This is a genomic window from Cohnella sp. GCM10027633 (assembly GCF_042675445.1).
In the GTDB taxonomy this organism is placed as follows: Bacteria; Bacillota; Bacilli; order Paenibacillales; family Paenibacillaceae; genus Cohnella.
Genome location: NZ_JBHTGV010000011.1, coordinates 56,324 through 71,642 on the forward strand (window position 1 = coordinate 56,324; position 15,319 = coordinate 71,642).

Annotated in this window: 13 protein-coding genes and 1 riboswitch; of the genes, 4 read left to right on the forward strand and 9 right to left on the reverse strand. The window is 58.5% G+C overall.

The window, feature by feature from the left end; all coding sequences use genetic code 11:
• The first annotated feature begins 20 nt into the window (after positions 1-20).
• Complete coding sequence (locus ACFQZG_RS20850) at positions 21-1,460, forward strand: recombinase family protein (RefSeq protein WP_378156031.1); 1,440 nt, start codon at positions 21-23, stop codon at positions 1,458-1,460.
• Here ACFQZG_RS20850 and ACFQZG_RS20855 read toward each other — a convergent pair.
• The 6 genes from ACFQZG_RS20855 to uptA form a co-directional block, all read right to left on the reverse strand.
• Positions 1,372-2,508: an ATPase, T2SS/T4P/T4SS family gene (locus ACFQZG_RS20855; RefSeq protein ID WP_378156033.1), complete on the reverse strand. Its 1,137-nt coding sequence runs from the start codon at positions 2,506-2,508 to the stop codon at positions 1,372-1,374. The genes ACFQZG_RS20850 and ACFQZG_RS20855 overlap by 89 nt on opposite strands.
• Positions 2,466-3,299, reverse strand: coding sequence for a CpaE/TadZ family protein (locus tag ACFQZG_RS20860; RefSeq protein WP_378156035.1), 834 nt, complete (start codon positions 3,297-3,299; stop codon positions 2,466-2,468). The genes ACFQZG_RS20855 and ACFQZG_RS20860 overlap by 43 nt, the downstream gene beginning before the upstream one ends.
• Positions 3,299-4,018, reverse strand: coding sequence for a CpaB family protein (locus tag ACFQZG_RS20865; RefSeq protein WP_378156037.1), 720 nt, complete (start codon positions 4,016-4,018; stop codon positions 3,299-3,301). The genes ACFQZG_RS20860 and ACFQZG_RS20865 overlap by 1 nt, the downstream gene beginning before the upstream one ends.
• Positions 4,019-4,196: 178 nt before the next feature.
• Entirely contained in the window at positions 4,197-4,823 is a 627-nt protein-coding gene (locus ACFQZG_RS20870; RefSeq protein ID WP_378156039.1) for an MBL fold metallo-hydrolase, read from the reverse strand.
• 13 nt (positions 4,824-4,836) lie between these two features.
• Positions 4,837-5,403, reverse strand: a complete 567-nt coding sequence (locus ACFQZG_RS20875; RefSeq protein WP_378156040.1) for a thioredoxin family protein — start codon at positions 5,401-5,403, stop codon at positions 4,837-4,839.
• Positions 5,404-5,437: 34 nt separating this feature from the next.
• Entirely contained in the window at positions 5,438-6,046 is a 609-nt protein-coding gene (uptA, locus tag ACFQZG_RS20880; RefSeq protein WP_378156223.1) for an undecaprenyl phosphate transporter UptA, read from the reverse strand.
• Between the two features lie 171 nt (positions 6,047-6,217).
• On the opposite strand from uptA, the gene ACFQZG_RS20885 reads away from it, so the two are divergent.
• From ACFQZG_RS20885 to ACFQZG_RS20895, 3 genes are all read left to right on the forward strand, one after another.
• Positions 6,218-6,667, forward strand: coding sequence for a cupredoxin domain-containing protein (locus ACFQZG_RS20885; protein ID WP_378156042.1), 450 nt, complete (start codon positions 6,218-6,220; stop codon positions 6,665-6,667).
• Between the two features lie 157 nt (positions 6,668-6,824).
• Entirely contained in the window at positions 6,825-7,130 is a 306-nt protein-coding gene (locus tag ACFQZG_RS20890; protein ID WP_378156224.1) for a dehydrogenase, read from the forward strand.
• Between the two features lie 228 nt (positions 7,131-7,358).
• Positions 7,359-11,381 (forward strand): endo-1,4-beta-xylanase, encoded by a 4,023-nt coding sequence (locus ACFQZG_RS20895; protein WP_378156043.1) that lies wholly within the window; start codon positions 7,359-7,361, stop codon positions 11,379-11,381.
• A 75-nt stretch (positions 11,382-11,456) separates the two neighbouring features.
• Here ACFQZG_RS20895 and ACFQZG_RS20900 read toward each other — a convergent pair whose 3' ends face one another.
• From ACFQZG_RS20900 to ACFQZG_RS20910, 3 genes are all read right to left on the reverse strand, one after another.
• A complete protein-coding gene (locus ACFQZG_RS20900; RefSeq protein ID WP_378156045.1) occupies positions 11,457-11,816 on the reverse strand; it encodes a hypothetical protein in 360 nt (119 codons plus the stop codon).
• A gap of 141 nt (positions 11,817-11,957) precedes the next feature.
• Complete coding sequence (locus tag ACFQZG_RS20905; RefSeq protein ID WP_378156047.1) at positions 11,958-14,237, reverse strand: O-antigen ligase family protein; 2,280 nt, start codon at positions 14,235-14,237, stop codon at positions 11,958-11,960.
• A 158-nt stretch (positions 14,238-14,395) separates the two neighbouring features.
• Complete coding sequence (locus ACFQZG_RS20910; protein WP_378156049.1) at positions 14,396-15,097, reverse strand: PilZ domain-containing protein; 702 nt, start codon at positions 15,095-15,097, stop codon at positions 14,396-14,398.
• Between the two features lie 115 nt (positions 15,098-15,212).
• Positions 15,213-15,300, reverse strand: a riboswitch (cyclic di-GMP riboswitch).
• Positions 15,301-15,319: the final 19 nt, after the last annotated feature.

Here is a 15,319-nt window from a genome sequence, read left to right on the forward strand (position 1 = left end):
TTTTTCTTAGGAGGGACATCATGAGAGCTGCCTGCTATATTCGCGTCTCGACGGACGATCAAGTACGAGAAGGTTTCTCTATCCCTGCTCAGAGAGAGAAACTTACAGCTTATGCCGTGTCCCAAGATTGGGATATATATGATTACTACGTCGACGAAGGATACTCCGCAAAAGATACAAAGCGACCTGAATTTCAACGCATGATGAAAGATGCTCAAGAAAAACAAATAGATGTAATTCTCGTATATAAGCTAGACCGCTTCACGCGTAATGTAAGGGACCTCTATGACGTGCTAGACAGGCTCTCTAAGCTGAATGTGTCATTTAGATCGTCCCAAGAACAATTCGACACTACGACGACCATGGGACGCGCCATGATCGGCATGCTAGGAATATTTGCGCAATGGGAACGCGAGGTTATTGCAGACCGCGTTTATTTTGGAATGGAGCAGAAGATTACATCCGGTAAGCGTAATGGGGCTATTGCTCCACTTGGATTTGACCTTGTAGAAGGAAAGCTAGTAAAGAATCAAGATGCCGAGTTTGTTAAGCGGATATTTTCGATGTATCTATCTGGTATGGGAATGCCATCACTTAACGAATCCTTGGCGCTTGAAGGAAAGTCCATGCACATCAAGACGCTATGGTACATCCTCAAAAACCCTATATACTGCGGTGAATATAGATGGAGATTCAGGTCTAAAGGTCGCCTAACTCATAACCCGATTGTTGTTGATGCGGAAAACGTTGAACCGATCATCAGCAAGGAAGAGTTTTACCGCGTTCAATCCATGATAAAGTCGCGTGATAAGAAAGGCCGTGCTGCCACGTCTGACTACCTGTTCAGTGGTATCGTTAAATGCGCAAGATGTGGTTTTCCCCTAACAGGGGGAATACGCCATAACAAGGAATCGGACATTCTATTTTACCGTTGCTCCGGTAGAGTAGGTTACGGGAAATGTGACCTTCCTCGAATCAGGGAAGAGTCCGTCGTTGAGGCTCTATTCACAGAGCTTAATATCGATAAACGGTCACTTTCGAAAAAAGTAAAAACTGTGGACAAAAAAGTGGATAAACAGGATTACGCGAAGGTTATGAAGGAGATCGACCAGATAAGGAAGCGTCGGGAAAAATGGCGTTCAGCGTTTGCTAATGATTTGATATCAATGGAAGAGCTGCGGAAGTATACGGACATTGAGAAGGAGAAGGAACAAGTTCTACTGAGGAAGTATGAAGAGGCTAAATCGGAGGCCGCAACATTCAGAAGCGTGGAAGAGACATACAAACTGTTCAAAGACATCTCTGTGGCCTTTAACGCGATTGATGACCGGCAAGCCAAGAAGATGTTCCTCAACGATATATTCAGAGAAATCACCATAAATACAGAAGTAACGAGACCAAGAGCAGGCCGAAAAAACGAGTATGGATGTCATATAACGGATTGGAAATTGGTCGAATAGCATCTTCTGATGTAGCATGGTTCTCCGCGTGGCAGATCCGCTGCGGCGATTGGCGCAGCGCCAGCTTGAACGCCTGCCGCGAACCGTGCAGCGGGTCGTCTTCCTCGGACTCGTACTCGACGACGTTCTTATCCGGGAAGTCCCGGGTCAGCATCAGCTCGAACCGGCTTTCGATCGTGACGATCCGCTCTTCGTCGGGCATCGCGGCGATCAATGCCTTGATCAGGTGGGTCTTACCTGTATTGGTGGAACCGATTATGACCAAGTTGAACCGGCTTCGGACGATGGCAAGAAGCAGATGCCTTACGTTGTCGTCGATCGTCAGGTACTCGGGACGGCATAACGCGTCGAGACCGAACCGTTTGACCGTGTACAACCGAATCGTCAGCGTCGGCTGCACCGTGAACCCGAAGCCCGTCAACGTTACCCGCGAGCCGTCCTGGAGCAGCACTTCCGCCCAACGTTTGCGCGGATTGATCCTGTCGTTATTGAAGAGCACCAAGTTCTGTTGGATGCGTTCGACTTCTTCCGCGTGACGGAACCGATACGGGGATGCCGTAGGCCGCCCGTCCCGAACCTCGAAGATCCGCGTGCCGACGACCTGTACTTCCTCTAACCCTTCGCGGTTGCGCAAGACGAGCTCGAGCACGTTCAGCCCGATCACTTCCGCGAACATCGCTTCGGCGAGAGATTGATATTGCGTGCCGGCGACCGACACATGCTGCAGCCGCTTCTTGATCATCCAGTCCGCGATGATCGCCAGCATCTCCGTGCGCTCCTGCGGGAATCCGATAACCGCCCGGTTCAGCTTCTCCGCGTACAGCCTGCGCTCTTCCTCGCTATTCCCCCGCGGAGCCGCCAGCATATGCCTGACCTCTTCCGCGTATGCGCGCAGATCCGACGGCCCTTCGGTATCCGGGCGAACGGGATTGTCGCCTGCCGATGCGCTCTGCAAGTCGGCGGCGTACGCGGAAGGAGAGAACCGCCTGGGCGCCGTCGTTCCGTTCATCTGCCTCTCCGCCGATGCACCATCAATCTGCGCAGCCATGGCCTCTCCGTTCTCTGCAATCGTTCCGTCCAGTTCAGCCGATGCAGCAGCGTATCGGCCACCGGATCGAAGGAAGCGGCGTTACGCTCCTGATCGCTCAACCATTCGTCCAATCTGCCGCTGTCCAACTGCAAGTGCACGCTCTCGACCAGCTTCATCTCGGTGAAGGCGATGCATCCGGTTTCCTTGCGAATTTCCCTCATCTTATATCCCCCCGATATTCTCTCGTTTCCTTGCAGCAGCACCAAATCGAATTGCTCCGGCACGATGCCGAACATCGAACCGACTTGCCCCGTCCAACGATGGACGTCCTCCTGAAAATGACTAAGCCGGTCGGTCGTGACGAGGAACTTGTCGTCCGCTTCCCGCATCGCGCATATCGTAGCGGCGTTGTCCCAATACGCGGACACGTCCGCTATGGTCAAATCGTACGCATCGCGAGCCGCCGCGAGTAGATGGCTCATGTCTTCCGGCTCGTAATATTCCGCCTGCTCCCTCGCCATGTTGCCGAACAGGACGCGCAAGCCGCCGAGCTTCCGGGACCTGAACGCGTACTGGCGAAGCTTATCGCCCGTCAGCGTACGCGCCCGAAGCTCCGGCCTGATGCCTTCCAACGTAATCTCCGGCTTGTCCACCCCGAGATACAGATGCGTCTTCGCGCTCTTCAGGTTGAGACACAAGTAGCCGACGTTAAGCTTCGTCGTCGCCGCGATCCGATACGCGGTGCCGAGCGCGGTAAGCGAAGTCCCGATATTCGGCGTCGATCCCGCGAATGCCGCCAATCTCCCCATTACGGTTCATCCCCCTTCTCATCGATGGACGATGCCTGGAACGCGATGATCAGCTTCGCGCTCCCGCCCTTGCAGACGGTATCTAGCTCCAGCCATTCCGCTTCCGTCAAGTTCAAGTTGATCGAATCGATCGCGCCGTTCGCTTCTCGGCGCGAGGCGTACATGCTTTCCTTATCTCCGCTGGCCATGGACAGCAGATTCGAATTCTTCGGGTCGTCGATCTCGACGTTCGCCGCGGTCTTGACGGCGGCGACGACGACTTCTCCCGCGAACAGCCTGCGCGAAGGCGCATCCTCCGATTCGCCCGACACGTAGATGGCGACGCCGTCTCCCGCGCGAATGCCGTTCGAGATCGACTTGACGTATTCCCGCGGAATCTGGAACGTCGCTTCACCTTGCCGCGGCAGCAGCCTATACTTGTCGAGCTTCCAGCGAAGCAGCGGCTCTTCCCCGCCCAACGGCACGGAAGCTTCCATGCCGACGGCATCAGCGGCGGACGTCAACATCTGCTCGCTTACCGCGCCGCGAGGCAACGGCATCGTCTTCAGATCTCCCTCTTCAAGCATCGTGCCGACCGGCACGAACCGCTTCGGCACGACGACCGACACCGTCTCTTCCAGCTTGATCTGCCTCAGCTGGAGCGCGTATACCCCGTAGACGAGCAGCCCCGACAGCACGGCCGCGATGAAGCTGATCGTCAATTGCCTGCGCCGATTCACTAGACACCTCCCTTTCCGAATATACGAACATAAAAAAGAACGCAGGCAAGGAGATCACTCCTTCGCCTGCGTTCTTCGCAGCGAACCTATAGCCTATTGCGGCTTTGTCACGCTCAATATACCAAATTATAGAAGACGTGTAAACCCCTTATTTTACAAATTGCGACCGCGATCGCCGTTATCTGACGTAAGGGTTCCCTTGTTTCTCTTCGCCGATCGTCGTGTCCGGCCCGTGTCCGGGCAAGACGATGACCGATTCCGGCAGCGTGTACAGCTTCTCCCGGATCGCCTTGAACAGCTGATCCTGATTGCCTCCCGGCAAGTCCGTCCGCCCGATCGACCGCCGGAACAGCGCGTCGCCCGCGAACAGCAGGTCGCCGACAAGGAAGCTGACGCTGCCAGGCGAATGGCCCGGCGTATGCAGCACCTTGAACGTCTCTCCGAAGAACGTCAACGACTGTCCGTCCGTCAGCAGATGGTCCGGCGCGTCCGTCGTAATCGGCGGCGTCACCTGCGCCCAGCGCAGCGATCCGTTCTTGCTCGCGTCCGTCAGCCAGTCTTTCTCGAGCGAATGAATATAGACCGGGCACGAATAGCGCTTGCGCAGCGCGTCGACGCCACCGATGTGATCGAAGTGAGCGTGCGTGAGCAGGATCGCCTCGACCTTGAGCCCGTCAAGCTTGCGCAGAAGCGCCGCGTCGGCCGTACCCGGATCGATGACGACCGCATGCGTGCGCTCCGCGTTAACGACGACGTAAGCGTTCGTCTCGAGCGCGCCGAGACTATAGGCGTGAAAAGTCAGCATGTCGGTACGCGCCTCATACGCCGGACAAAACGTCGCGGAGCTCTTCCAAGATCAACTTCTGGTAACCGGTGCCTTCGCCGTAACGCGCCATGATCTCCTTGCGGGCGGCCGTGAGATTGTCCTGATAGTCCGCCGCTTCCCGGTCCGGGTTCGCCTGTTTGAACGCGACCATCGGTTCTTGGATGTACTTCGGACGAGGTCCCCATTTGCCCAGCACGTGGCCGCCCGTGTCCGCGATCAGCACGACCGGAAGCGAACGTCCGCCCATGACGAGGAACTGGTCGATCAAGTCGAGATGCTGCTCCATGATGAACACCTCGGTAGGAATGCCGCCCTTCTCCATCGCGGAGAACACGACCGGAATATTCCGCACGACGTCCCCGCACCAATCCGCCGCGATGATGACGCACCGTAGGTCGTCCCGGTTGTTCAAGGACTCGAAGAACGACTCGGTATCGGCGTCCTGCCATTCGAACCCGGACAGCACGGCCCGGAACGAATCCTGATTTTTCGTCATGCCGTCCGCGAACTGCCCCGGCGTAATTCCCTTACCCAAGTAATTGGCTATTTGTTGGCTCATGTTGCCATCTCCCCGATTAAACGGCTGCTCGCCGTTACATATTTTTGCCCCGCTTGCGCAGGTATTGATAGATGAAATAAGCGATTAGAACCGCCAGCGCGATCAGAATGATCGGCTGCACGTATTGCCCCGCCTTGTCGTCGATGTTCTCCCAGTTGTCGCCGAGCGACTTGCCGAGCCACACGAACAGGATCGACCACGGGATCGAAGCCAGCAGCGTCAGGATCGTGAAGACGCTTAGCTTCATTCTCGCCATGCCGGCCGGAATCGAAACGACTTGCCGCATGACCGGCACGAACCGTCCGGTGAAGACGATGATCGTTCCGTACTTCTCGAACCAACGCTCCGCGATATCGATATGCTTCGGCTTCAGATGCAGGTACTTGCCGAACTTGTCCAGGAACGGCCTGCCCCCGTAGCGCCCGATCGCGTACAACAGCCACTGTTGCAGAAGCGCGCCGATCGTGCCGCAGATGACGGCGACGGTGAACGAGATTTCGCCTTGGAACACGAGATATCCCGCATAGGCCAGCACGATTTCGCTCGGAATGACTTCGATCGCTAGACCAATAATGATTCCCCAGAACCCTAAGCTCTCGATCCATACGAGCAGTTGGTGCACGATATCGTGCAACGTGTCCATCATCGTCCAAAACCTGCTTTCTATTCCATAATGACGTTACTATTCTAGCATAGAGCACGACTCTTCTTCCAGTTTAGTCCCTTCGCTAGAAATTAGAACGGGCTTGTCATGACGATGCGGACAGGCGCATACACTGCGGTAGGTGGACAAAGTTGAAGAGGAGAGAGCGACATGAGCAAAATCGTATTGCTGAATCGGAAAAAGCTGCAAATGTACGGCATTCTCGCGCTCGTCGTCATATTGGCGGGAGCCTACTTCGGGTGGCAGCAATCCAAGTCGTCGGTCGCGACGTCGGCGTCGGACAACGTTCAGGTGTATCACCTGGTCACGGGCGAATTCTCGTCCGAGGCCGACGGCAAGAGACTCGAAGCCTATCAATTCGTGCCCGGCTCGATCACCGTGAACAAGAACCAGCCGGTCGAGCTTCGCATCTCGGGCATCAACGGCCAATCGCATCCGTTCGTCATCGAAGGTCTCGGTATCGAAGCCACGGTCAACAAAGGCAAGACGACGGTCGTCAAGTTCACGCCGAAGCAGGCGGGTACCTACACGATCATCTGCCAGACGCATACCGAGCAAAACTCGGGCGCGCCGATGATCGGTTATTTGTACGTGCAATAACGACTAACGTTTCAACTCGTTTCATCACGGACGCCTTTGCGGCGTCTTTTTTTCTGTCGTTATGGCGCCTGCCCCCTCCATCCGCCCATTCCGGTGACGACTCCCCCGCCCCCCGCATACCGTATCGCAAGAGAGGCAAGGTGATGCACGCGTGAAAATGTTCCAAGAAAAGCACGCCTCCCCGCTCCCGACTCCGCGCAGCATTCGCAGAGCTTGCGGCAACGAATTGTATCGGACGGTCAAACGGCTGAAGCAGCACGTCCCCGCCCCGCTCGTCGCGCAAGCCGAGGAGTTGTACGTGCGGAAGGTGATCGGCAACCTGCTGTGGATCCATGAGAACCGCAGCAACCGCAAGGCGTTGGCCGACTGGTGGGACGAAACGGTGAGCGAGGAGATCGCGCAGTTGTGGAACGTGGACCGGACGCGGCTGATGCAGGCTTTTCGCGCGGCGTTCGGGGGATAAGGAAACAGATAGAGCAAGTCTAATCGATACAGGACGGAGCGAATCTGGCTTCGTCCTTGTTTGCGTTCGGATAGAGTCACGATCTTTAATTTACTCAATAGATTGTGTAGTTCGTTAGGTGTTAACGCTTTCATGGACGCGCTACTATGAAGGATATGGAAGGGAGGGGGCTCTTCTTATTCAAGTTGCTGTCTCTTGAAGATCCACTTATATGAAGGAGGATGCAAGATGTCGAGAAGAATGTCTAGAAAAGTGTTGGTCTTGCTGTGCAGCCTGATGCTAACCGTTTCTTCGATGCCGTTCGTCGCCAACGCGACTGGGGGCGGAGATACGGTCGTGTACGACATGCAGGCGGATTCGAGCATTACCGCGGCTGCCGAAGGCTCTGTTTTCGATGGAACGGACTATCTTCAGAATAGCGGAGGTACGCGCTCGGTCGAGGCGTATAACGGCGGCAAGTCGATTCACCTGTCCGCAAGAACCAGCGACTACAACGGCGTGGATATAAAGCTGAACGCGCTTGGCTTGACCCCCGGCGTTGCGTATTCGTTCACGGTCAACGGCCACGTCGAAGGCAGCGTAACCGTGCCGGCCTCCTCCGTGATCGTGTTAAGCAATCCGAACGCGTTCGGGCCTTACGGCAACTACCAATGGCTCGAGAACGGACCTCTGACGGCGGGAGACTTCACGCTCGACTATACAACAACCTTCACCGCTTCCGATATCTCGGCCATCGCGAACAATTCCTACTTCCGCATCCAGACGAACGCGGACGCGCAGAACGTTCCGTTCTACGTGGACAGCATCGTCGTTACGAAGGCTGCCCCGACCGTCATCTACGACATGCAGGAGGATGCGGGTATTAGCGCAGCCGCCGTAGATTCGGAGTTCGGCTATACGGACTATCTGCAGAATAGCGGCGGAACCCGCTCGATCGTCGCCTACGAGGGCGGCAAATCGATTCATCTCTCCGCGAGATCCGGAGACTATAACGGCGTGGATATCAAGCTGAACTCGCTCGGATTGACCGCAGGCATGGAATACACGTTCACGGTCAACGGGCACGTGGACGGCGACGTAACCGTGCCGGCCTCTTCGGCGATCGTGCTCAGCAATCCGAACGCGTTCGGACCGTACAACAATTACCAATGGCTCACGAACGGACCTTTGACGACGGGCGATTTCACGCTTCAATACAAGACCGCCCTAACTTCTACCGATATCGCCGCCATCGCGGGCAATTCCTATTTCCGCATTCAGACGAACGCCGAAGCGCAGAACGTTCCGTTCTACGTGGACGGTATCGTCATCACGCAAACCGCCGCTGCCGCGGTTCCGGAGTGGGATCTGAACCTCGACTCCCTGCATGAGGCTTACGAGAACGAATTCCTGTTCGGCAACGCGGTCTCTTCGAACCAGATCGCGAATGCCGAATTCGTCGACATGTACAAGCTTCATTACAACGTTCTGTCAGCGGAGAACGAAATGAAGCCTCAATATCTCAGTCCTTCGGAAGGCGTATATACCTACGCCAACGCGGACGCCTTGGTCGATTGGGCGCTCGACAACGATATCCTGGTGCATGGTCATACGTTGGTATGGCATTCCCAATCCGCGGACTGGCTGACGAAGAACGCCGACGGAACGCCGCTAACCCGCGCGGATGCCAAAGCCAACATGGCGGATTATATCAGCAACGTAGCCGGCCACTACGAAGGCAAAGTTATCTCCTGGGACGTCGTGAACGAGGCGTTCTCGGGCGGCAGCTTCAACGGCGACTGGAAAAAATCCCTGCGCATGGGCGGACAGGACGGATCTCCTTGGTATCTAGCCTATGCCAACGGCGCGGACGAAGAGGCGGGAGAGAGCGGCGCGGACTACATCTATGACGCTTTCGTTCAGACTCGTCTAGTCGATCCGAACGCGACGTTGTATTATAACGACTTCAACGAGGAAGCCCCGAGCAAGCGCGACGCGATCGCCGCGATGGTCGAGGATCTTAACGACCAGTGGGCGGAGGACGAACGCAACGAAGAGCCTGATCGCCTGTTGATCGAAGGGATCGGCATGCAATCGCACTACTTCACCGAGTCCCTGAGTATCGAGAATGTCGAGAATGCCATCAAGCGGTTCATCGAGACCGGCGCGAAGGTTACCGTGTCCGAGCTAGATGTTCCGGTAGGCAATTATCTCAACTACAATACCTCTCCGCTTACGCAGGAGCAAAAGGTGGTACAGGCGCAGGCGTACGCGCAGCTGTTCCAGCTGTACAAGAAATATGCCTCCTCCATTGAACGCGTGACCCTCTGGGGCATCGCCGACCAGCATAGCTGGCGCTCCGAAGGCGATCCGTTGATCTTCGACAGGCTGTATGCCGCCAAGGAGGCATACCGTGCGATCATGGATCCGGACGGATACATTGCCGAGCACCCTCTGCCTCTGCCGCAGACGATTCCGGAAGCGTCTGCCGCGGCAGGAACGCCGGTCATCGACGGGGAAGCGGACAGTGTCTGGACAAGAGCGACGGCGATCAACGTGAACACGAAGCCGAACGGCCAAGCGCAACAGGCCGCGACCGCGGAGGTCAGGACGCTGTGGGATAACGATTACTTGTACGTATATGCGAAAGTATCCGATTCCGAATTGAACAACGCGTCCGCGAATCCTTGGGAGCAAGACTCGGTCGAGGTGTTCCTGAGCGAAACGTTGCATAGAGGCGCGGAATACAAAACAGGAGACGGCCAATACCGGGTAACCTTCGAAGGCAACGAGTCCTTCAAGGACAGCAGCACGGCAACAGGCTTCGAATCTTCGGCGAAGATCGTGGACGGCGGCTATGTCGTGGAGCTGAAAATTCCGTTCCGCGTCATCGAACCGGCGGTTGGCGCCACGGTCGGATTCGACGTTCAGCTCAACGACGCTTCCACAAGCATCGGAAGGAAGCTTACCGTCTGGAGCGATCTGAAAGCGAACGGCTATAATACGACGGAAAATTGGGGCGAGTTGACGCTAGCCGCGGCGCCGGTCACTTCGGGGCCATCCAACCCGATCGTGTTCGTGCCTAGCGAGCCTGGGATCAGCCAAGTCGGCGGCGTCGTGACGATCACGCCGACCGTAGCCGTGAACAACGGAGCGGCCACGGCAAGCATCTCCGGCAGCAACTTGAACAAAGCCTTGGAACAAGCATCCGCAAACGCCGAAGGAAAGAAACGGGTTGCCGTAGAAATCCCCGCGCAAGCCGGCTCGACTTCCTACGAAGTGAGTTTGCCGACATCGAACCTGAAAGATTCGGGCACGACCGTCATTTCGATCAAGACGGAGCAAGGTTCGGTCGATCTGCCGGGCGACATGCTCTCCAAAACGGAAGTCGGCACCGAGGACTCCGTAACGATTCGCCTGGGCAAAGCTTCGACCGCCGGACTCGGCGACGAAGTTCGCAAGCAAATCGGCGACAGACCGGTCATTAACTTGGAAGTTCTGAGCGGCGGCAAAGTCATCGCCTGGAACAACCCGAACGCGCCCGTGACCGTATCCGTCCCTTACAAGCCGACGGCGGAAGAGTCGGCGAATCCGGATGCCATCGTCATCTGGTACATCGACGGGCAAGGCGTTGCGACTCCGGTACCGAACGCGCGTTACGACGCGGCTACCGGAACGGTCGTCTTCAAGACGACCCACTTCAGCAACTATGCCGTAACTTATGCGGCAAATACGTTCGGCGATCTGGCGTCCGTACCTTGGGCGAAGAAAGCGATCGAAGCGATGGCCGCGCGCGGCATCATTGCCGGCACGTCCGACGACGCGTACGCGCCGAACGCTTCCATCAAGAGAGCGGACTTCCTCCTGCTGCTCGTTCGCGCGCTGGAGCTTCGCGGAACGGACGGAGCGGCTGCGACGTTCGACGACGTCGACGCATCGGCATACTACGCCGACGCGGTGAAGATCGCCGGGCAGCTTGGAATCGTCCAAGGAACGGGCAACAACCAGTTCGGTCCGGACAGCCCGATTACGCGCCAAGACATGATGGTACTCGCGATGCGCGCCTTGAAGGCGGCTGGCAAGCAGCCGACGGGCACGGGCTCGCTCGAATCCTTCGACGACGCCTCGCTCGTCGCGGCTTACGCGCGAGACAGCGCGGCTGCTCTCGCGACTGCCGGCATCGTGACCGGCTCGGGCGGCAAACTCGATCCGCTGGGCTCTCTCACGCGCGCCGAAGCGGCGGTCATTCTCCACCGGTTGTGGAGCAGATAAGCAAATAGAGGCTGAGAATACGAAAAACGGTTGGGTCGCTCCTGCGCCCAACCGTTTTTGTCGTGCCGTATTCGGTTAACCGATGATCGCGAACGTCTCGACGCCCGCGGGAATCGTCCGCGTGCGGAACAAGACTCCGTTGGCGTTGAACAGCCGCAGCGTATACGAGACGGTCGTAAGCGTGCGGATGTTATTGAAGCGAGCGACGCCGAATCGGTCGAAGCTCGCGGTAGAGACGAGCGTGCTGCCTCTGGACAGACGAGCGAAAAATCCCGTCGTATCGAACGGCACGCCGCTGGACTGCACCCATAGAACGGTCAGCCGGCTGAAGATCGGACCCGTGATCGACGCGCGGGGGCGGGCGCTCGCTTTCAAGCGGACGATGCGGGATATGCCGCCGTCCGGCAAAGGCGGTTTGGGACGTTTGACGGCCATGGAATCACTCCTTGTCGCTATTTGCTTCAATGTATGAGACGACCTTCGAAGCAACCACGGACGACTCCCCACTTGCACGTCCAAATATTCGCCCAAAAGCAGATTGCGACGACGGGCGTTCGTTCACGGGCCGGAGCGTGCTTACGTCGGCTCATCCAAGAGCAGCAGCGCCCGGTCGCGCCAATCTTCGTCGTCCAGCCGCGCGATCTCCCGCGCCAGCGTCTCGGCTTCTTCGCGTCGCCCCAAGATGAGCAAACACCGGGCGGCATGGTATTGCGCGGCGATCGTGAGGCCGAATTGCCGATCGTTCGCCGGGCTCTCCATGGCGGCGACGTGCCGGGCGAGCTCGCGGTAGCGCGCGAAGAACGCCGCCCCGGCGGCCGCCGCCTCCTTCGCCGCGACCGCGTCGCCGGCTTCATGGCGGGACGCCGCCAAGTTCGCCATCGCCGCCAGCGCGGCGGTTTGCCCTTCGCGGCTGAAGCGATCCAGCCGCAACGCCTCGCGCAAGCTGCTCGCCGCTTGCGCAACGTCCCCCAGCTCGGCATAAGCGATGCCGAGCTGCAAGCGCAGCGGCGCGGACTGCGGTTCATACCGCAGTCCCGCCGCCAACAGTCTCGCCCGCTCCCGCAACGGCAGGAGCGGGGCGAGCCCCGGGCGAATCCCGGCGATCGCCGGATTCGCCTCCAACGCCGCGCGCAAATGCGCGGCGCGTGCTTCCGGCGAGGCCGCGATCGCGGCCCTGCCGGAAGCTTCCAGGGCGGCGCCCGAGCGCGTCGCCGCCCATAGCCCTGCCGCCGCGCCCGCAGCAAGCAGCGCGGCAAGCCCGACGCGGCCGAGGCGCCGCCGGGCGCCGGTCGGGCCGCGAACCTCCGCGCCCGCGCGCTCGTGCGGGCGGCCGCTAACCCCTCCATGCAGCTGCAGCCAGGCGAGCAGCAGCAGCCATACGAACGCGTACGACCAGTCGAAGTCGACGAACGCGTGCGCGAGCAACACCACAGCCGGCGCAATGTACTCTCTTCTGCCTTGCCGCCACATCCTTGCGAGACCTAAGCCCAACATTGCGAGCAGGACGGTCAGTCCGACGACGCCCGTGTCGAGCAAGATAGCCAAATATCCATTATGCACCTCGTTGCCCACGTAAGGCTCGCTTTGATACAAGCCGAGCATCGTCCGCCAGCTGTCCCCGCCGTAACCGAACCACGGCCGATCCATGAACATCGCAAGCGCGTCCTTGTACAACAGGAACCGCGAAGTCGCCGTCTCGTATTGGCCCGACAGCCGTTCTCCCGCTGTCCCCGCCCACAGTCCGTATGCGCCTGCGAAGCCGATCGTCGCGGCCGCCCACGGCAGCAGACGGGACAGTCGTCTGCCGCCGTCCGCGGAACGGCTCATTCCGTACCGGATCGCCGCGAACGCCGCCAAGCCGGACATGCCGCAGACGATCACGGCGAGCCCGCCGCCGAGCGATATCCCGTCCCCCGAGCCGTCCGCCGATGGCATCCAGCGCCATGCGGCAAGCGCGGTCAGCACCGAGCCGGCAGCCGTTATGCCCAAGATTGAGATCCATCTTGCGCGGCGATTGGCCGGCGATAGCCCAATCGCCAACGCGACGCCCAGCAGCAACGCCGCGTACGAGCCTCGCGATTCCGTCAGCAGCAGCGCGCCGCCGTAAGGCACGGCGGTGCAAGCAGCCAGCCACGTCTGCCAGTCTCTGCTCTTCACCTTCGCCAGCCACGTCTGCCAGTCTCCGCTCCTCCCCTTCGCCAACCAAGTCTGCCAGCCCTTACTCTCTCCCTCCGCCAACCGCTTTTGCCAACCCCGGCTTTTCCCCTCAGCCGTAGCCAGCACCTGCAACTGCATAAGCAAGAACGCAGCCAGCAAAGCTCCGTAAGCGTTCGGATATTGCATATAGCCCGCCAAACGGGCCCCTACGGCCGACACTTCCGGATCCGAGAACGTCATCACGATGTCCGGGTGCGCGTAGAAGCCGAGCCAGCCGAGCCAGCCAGTGATGAGCAACAGCGCTCCGGTCGCTTGAATAGCCGCGTTCCCCCATTCGCGGCTGCGCCTATCGCGCCAGACCGCGCCGAGCAGAAGCGCCCAGCAAGCGTAGGCGAGCCAGCGCAACGCGGCGTCCGCCGAGCCTTGGAACGACGCCGGATGCCCGAGTAACGACGTTCCGTAGAGCGCCGCCATGCCAAGCGGGAGCAACGCCCAAGCGGCTCCTTCGATCGCCCGCCGAAGCCATAACCCGATTATCGCAAGCGCGAGCGCTCCTAGGTATAACATTCGTTCGAAGTCGTAGAACTCGCGATCGAAGTACAAGCCGGATCGATACGCACCCGCGCCTAGCACCATCGCCGCGAACAGACATCCGGCGGGAGCGGCCAGGCGCCGCGCCCCTATCCTCCATCTTTCCATTCCGAACCGCCTCACCTTGCCATCCCTCCGTGTCCTGAGCGATACCCTGTTTCATTAACGTAATTAAACCATCCGAAGGTGCAGATCGCCAAATAAAAAAGGCCCTCTCGGGCCTAACGTCCATGCGATCGCTCAGTTTCGAATTCTCTCGGTCTTTACTAGAACCGCTTCTTCGCGGCCGTCGATTCCCTCCGCAACTCCGCGTGCTTCTCCACCTGTTGCCGCAAAATCAGAGCCCGGAGCGGACGCATCATGTCCGGTTCGGTCACGTGCATTTTGGCGCCGATCAGCACTTTGTCTTCCTGACGTTCGCGGCGGATAATCTCGAGCTCGCAGTTGAACCCGAAGCCGATCTCGACGTTCGCCTTCAACCTCATATTCCGATTGATCTGCGGGGCGTCCGGTCCCGAGAAGCCGATGCCGGACAAGCTGATGTCGTGTACCGTCAGCTCGAGCGGCTGCTCCAATCGAACTTCTTCTCCGGACTCCGTCGACGCGAAGTACACCTGCGCGTTGCCGGTAATGGACACCCGCGGATGCTCGCGCCGTTCTTTGAACCGCTTCTGCAGGTTCGGCGGCTGCAGCAGCGCGATCGCTCCCTCGTACTTGGCGAACACGATCGACTGGATCGTCTGCAGACCCGCCGGCGAATAGACCGTAATCTTCACCGTCTCGCCCAGCTCGAACTGTTCGAAGTCGTGCAGCTCCACCTCGAACAGCTCGCCTTCGACGTGAGTCATGACCCCCGTAGTTACGAAGTTCGTGCTCTCGACCACGGTCCGACAATGCAGCAACACGTTCAACGGCAGCAGATCCTTATCGTCCGAGACACCTTTTTTCACATTATCCGCCTGACTCATCCGCTGACCATCCTTCCGATTCCATACATCGCGCTCTATCCAGTCTTATATGAAAAAAAAGCAGCCTCCGTTATGGAAGCTGCGCGATATCCCTACAATACCCGTTACGGGTCTCATCGGCAGCCAGGCTGTCATCGTTCTCGCGAACATTAGACCCTGTAGCTTTGCGTCCTCGTCTTTCGGCGAGTTTGCCAGTATCGTAGCCATAACGTGATTCTTGGA

Coding starts and splice junctions, on each gene's coding strand:
- ACFQZG_RS20850 (WP_378156031.1), top strand. CDS start 21: ATGAGAGCTGCCTGCTATATTCGCGTCTCGACGGACGATCAAGTACGA.
- ACFQZG_RS20855 (WP_378156033.1), bottom strand. CDS start 2,508: ATGGCTGCGCAGATTGATGGTGCATCGGCGGAGAGGCAGATGAACGGA.
- ACFQZG_RS20860 (WP_378156035.1), bottom strand. CDS start 3,299: ATGGGGAGATTGGCGGCATTCGCGGGATCGACGCCGAATATCGGGACT.
- ACFQZG_RS20870 (WP_378156039.1), bottom strand. CDS start 4,823: ATGCTGACTTTTCACGCCTATAGTCTCGGCGCGCTCGAGACGAACGCT.
- ACFQZG_RS20875 (WP_378156040.1), bottom strand. CDS start 5,403: ATGAGCCAACAAATAGCCAATTACTTGGGTAAGGGAATTACGCCGGGG.
- uptA (WP_378156223.1), bottom strand. CDS start 6,046: ATGGACACGTTGCACGATATCGTGCACCAACTGCTCGTATGGATCGAG.
- ACFQZG_RS20885 (WP_378156042.1), top strand. CDS start 6,218: ATGAGCAAAATCGTATTGCTGAATCGGAAAAAGCTGCAAATGTACGGC.
- ACFQZG_RS20890 (WP_378156224.1), top strand. CDS start 6,825: ATGTTCCAAGAAAAGCACGCCTCCCCGCTCCCGACTCCGCGCAGCATT.
- ACFQZG_RS20895 (WP_378156043.1), top strand. CDS start 7,359: ATGTCGAGAAGAATGTCTAGAAAAGTGTTGGTCTTGCTGTGCAGCCTG.
- ACFQZG_RS20900 (WP_378156045.1), bottom strand. CDS start 11,816: ATGGCCGTCAAACGTCCCAAACCGCCTTTGCCGGACGGCGGCATATCC.
- ACFQZG_RS20905 (WP_378156047.1), bottom strand. CDS start 14,237: ATGGAAAGATGGAGGATAGGGGCGCGGCGCCTGGCCGCTCCCGCCGGA.
- ACFQZG_RS20910 (WP_378156049.1), bottom strand. CDS start 15,097: ATGAGTCAGGCGGATAATGTGAAAAAAGGTGTCTCGGACGATAAGGAT.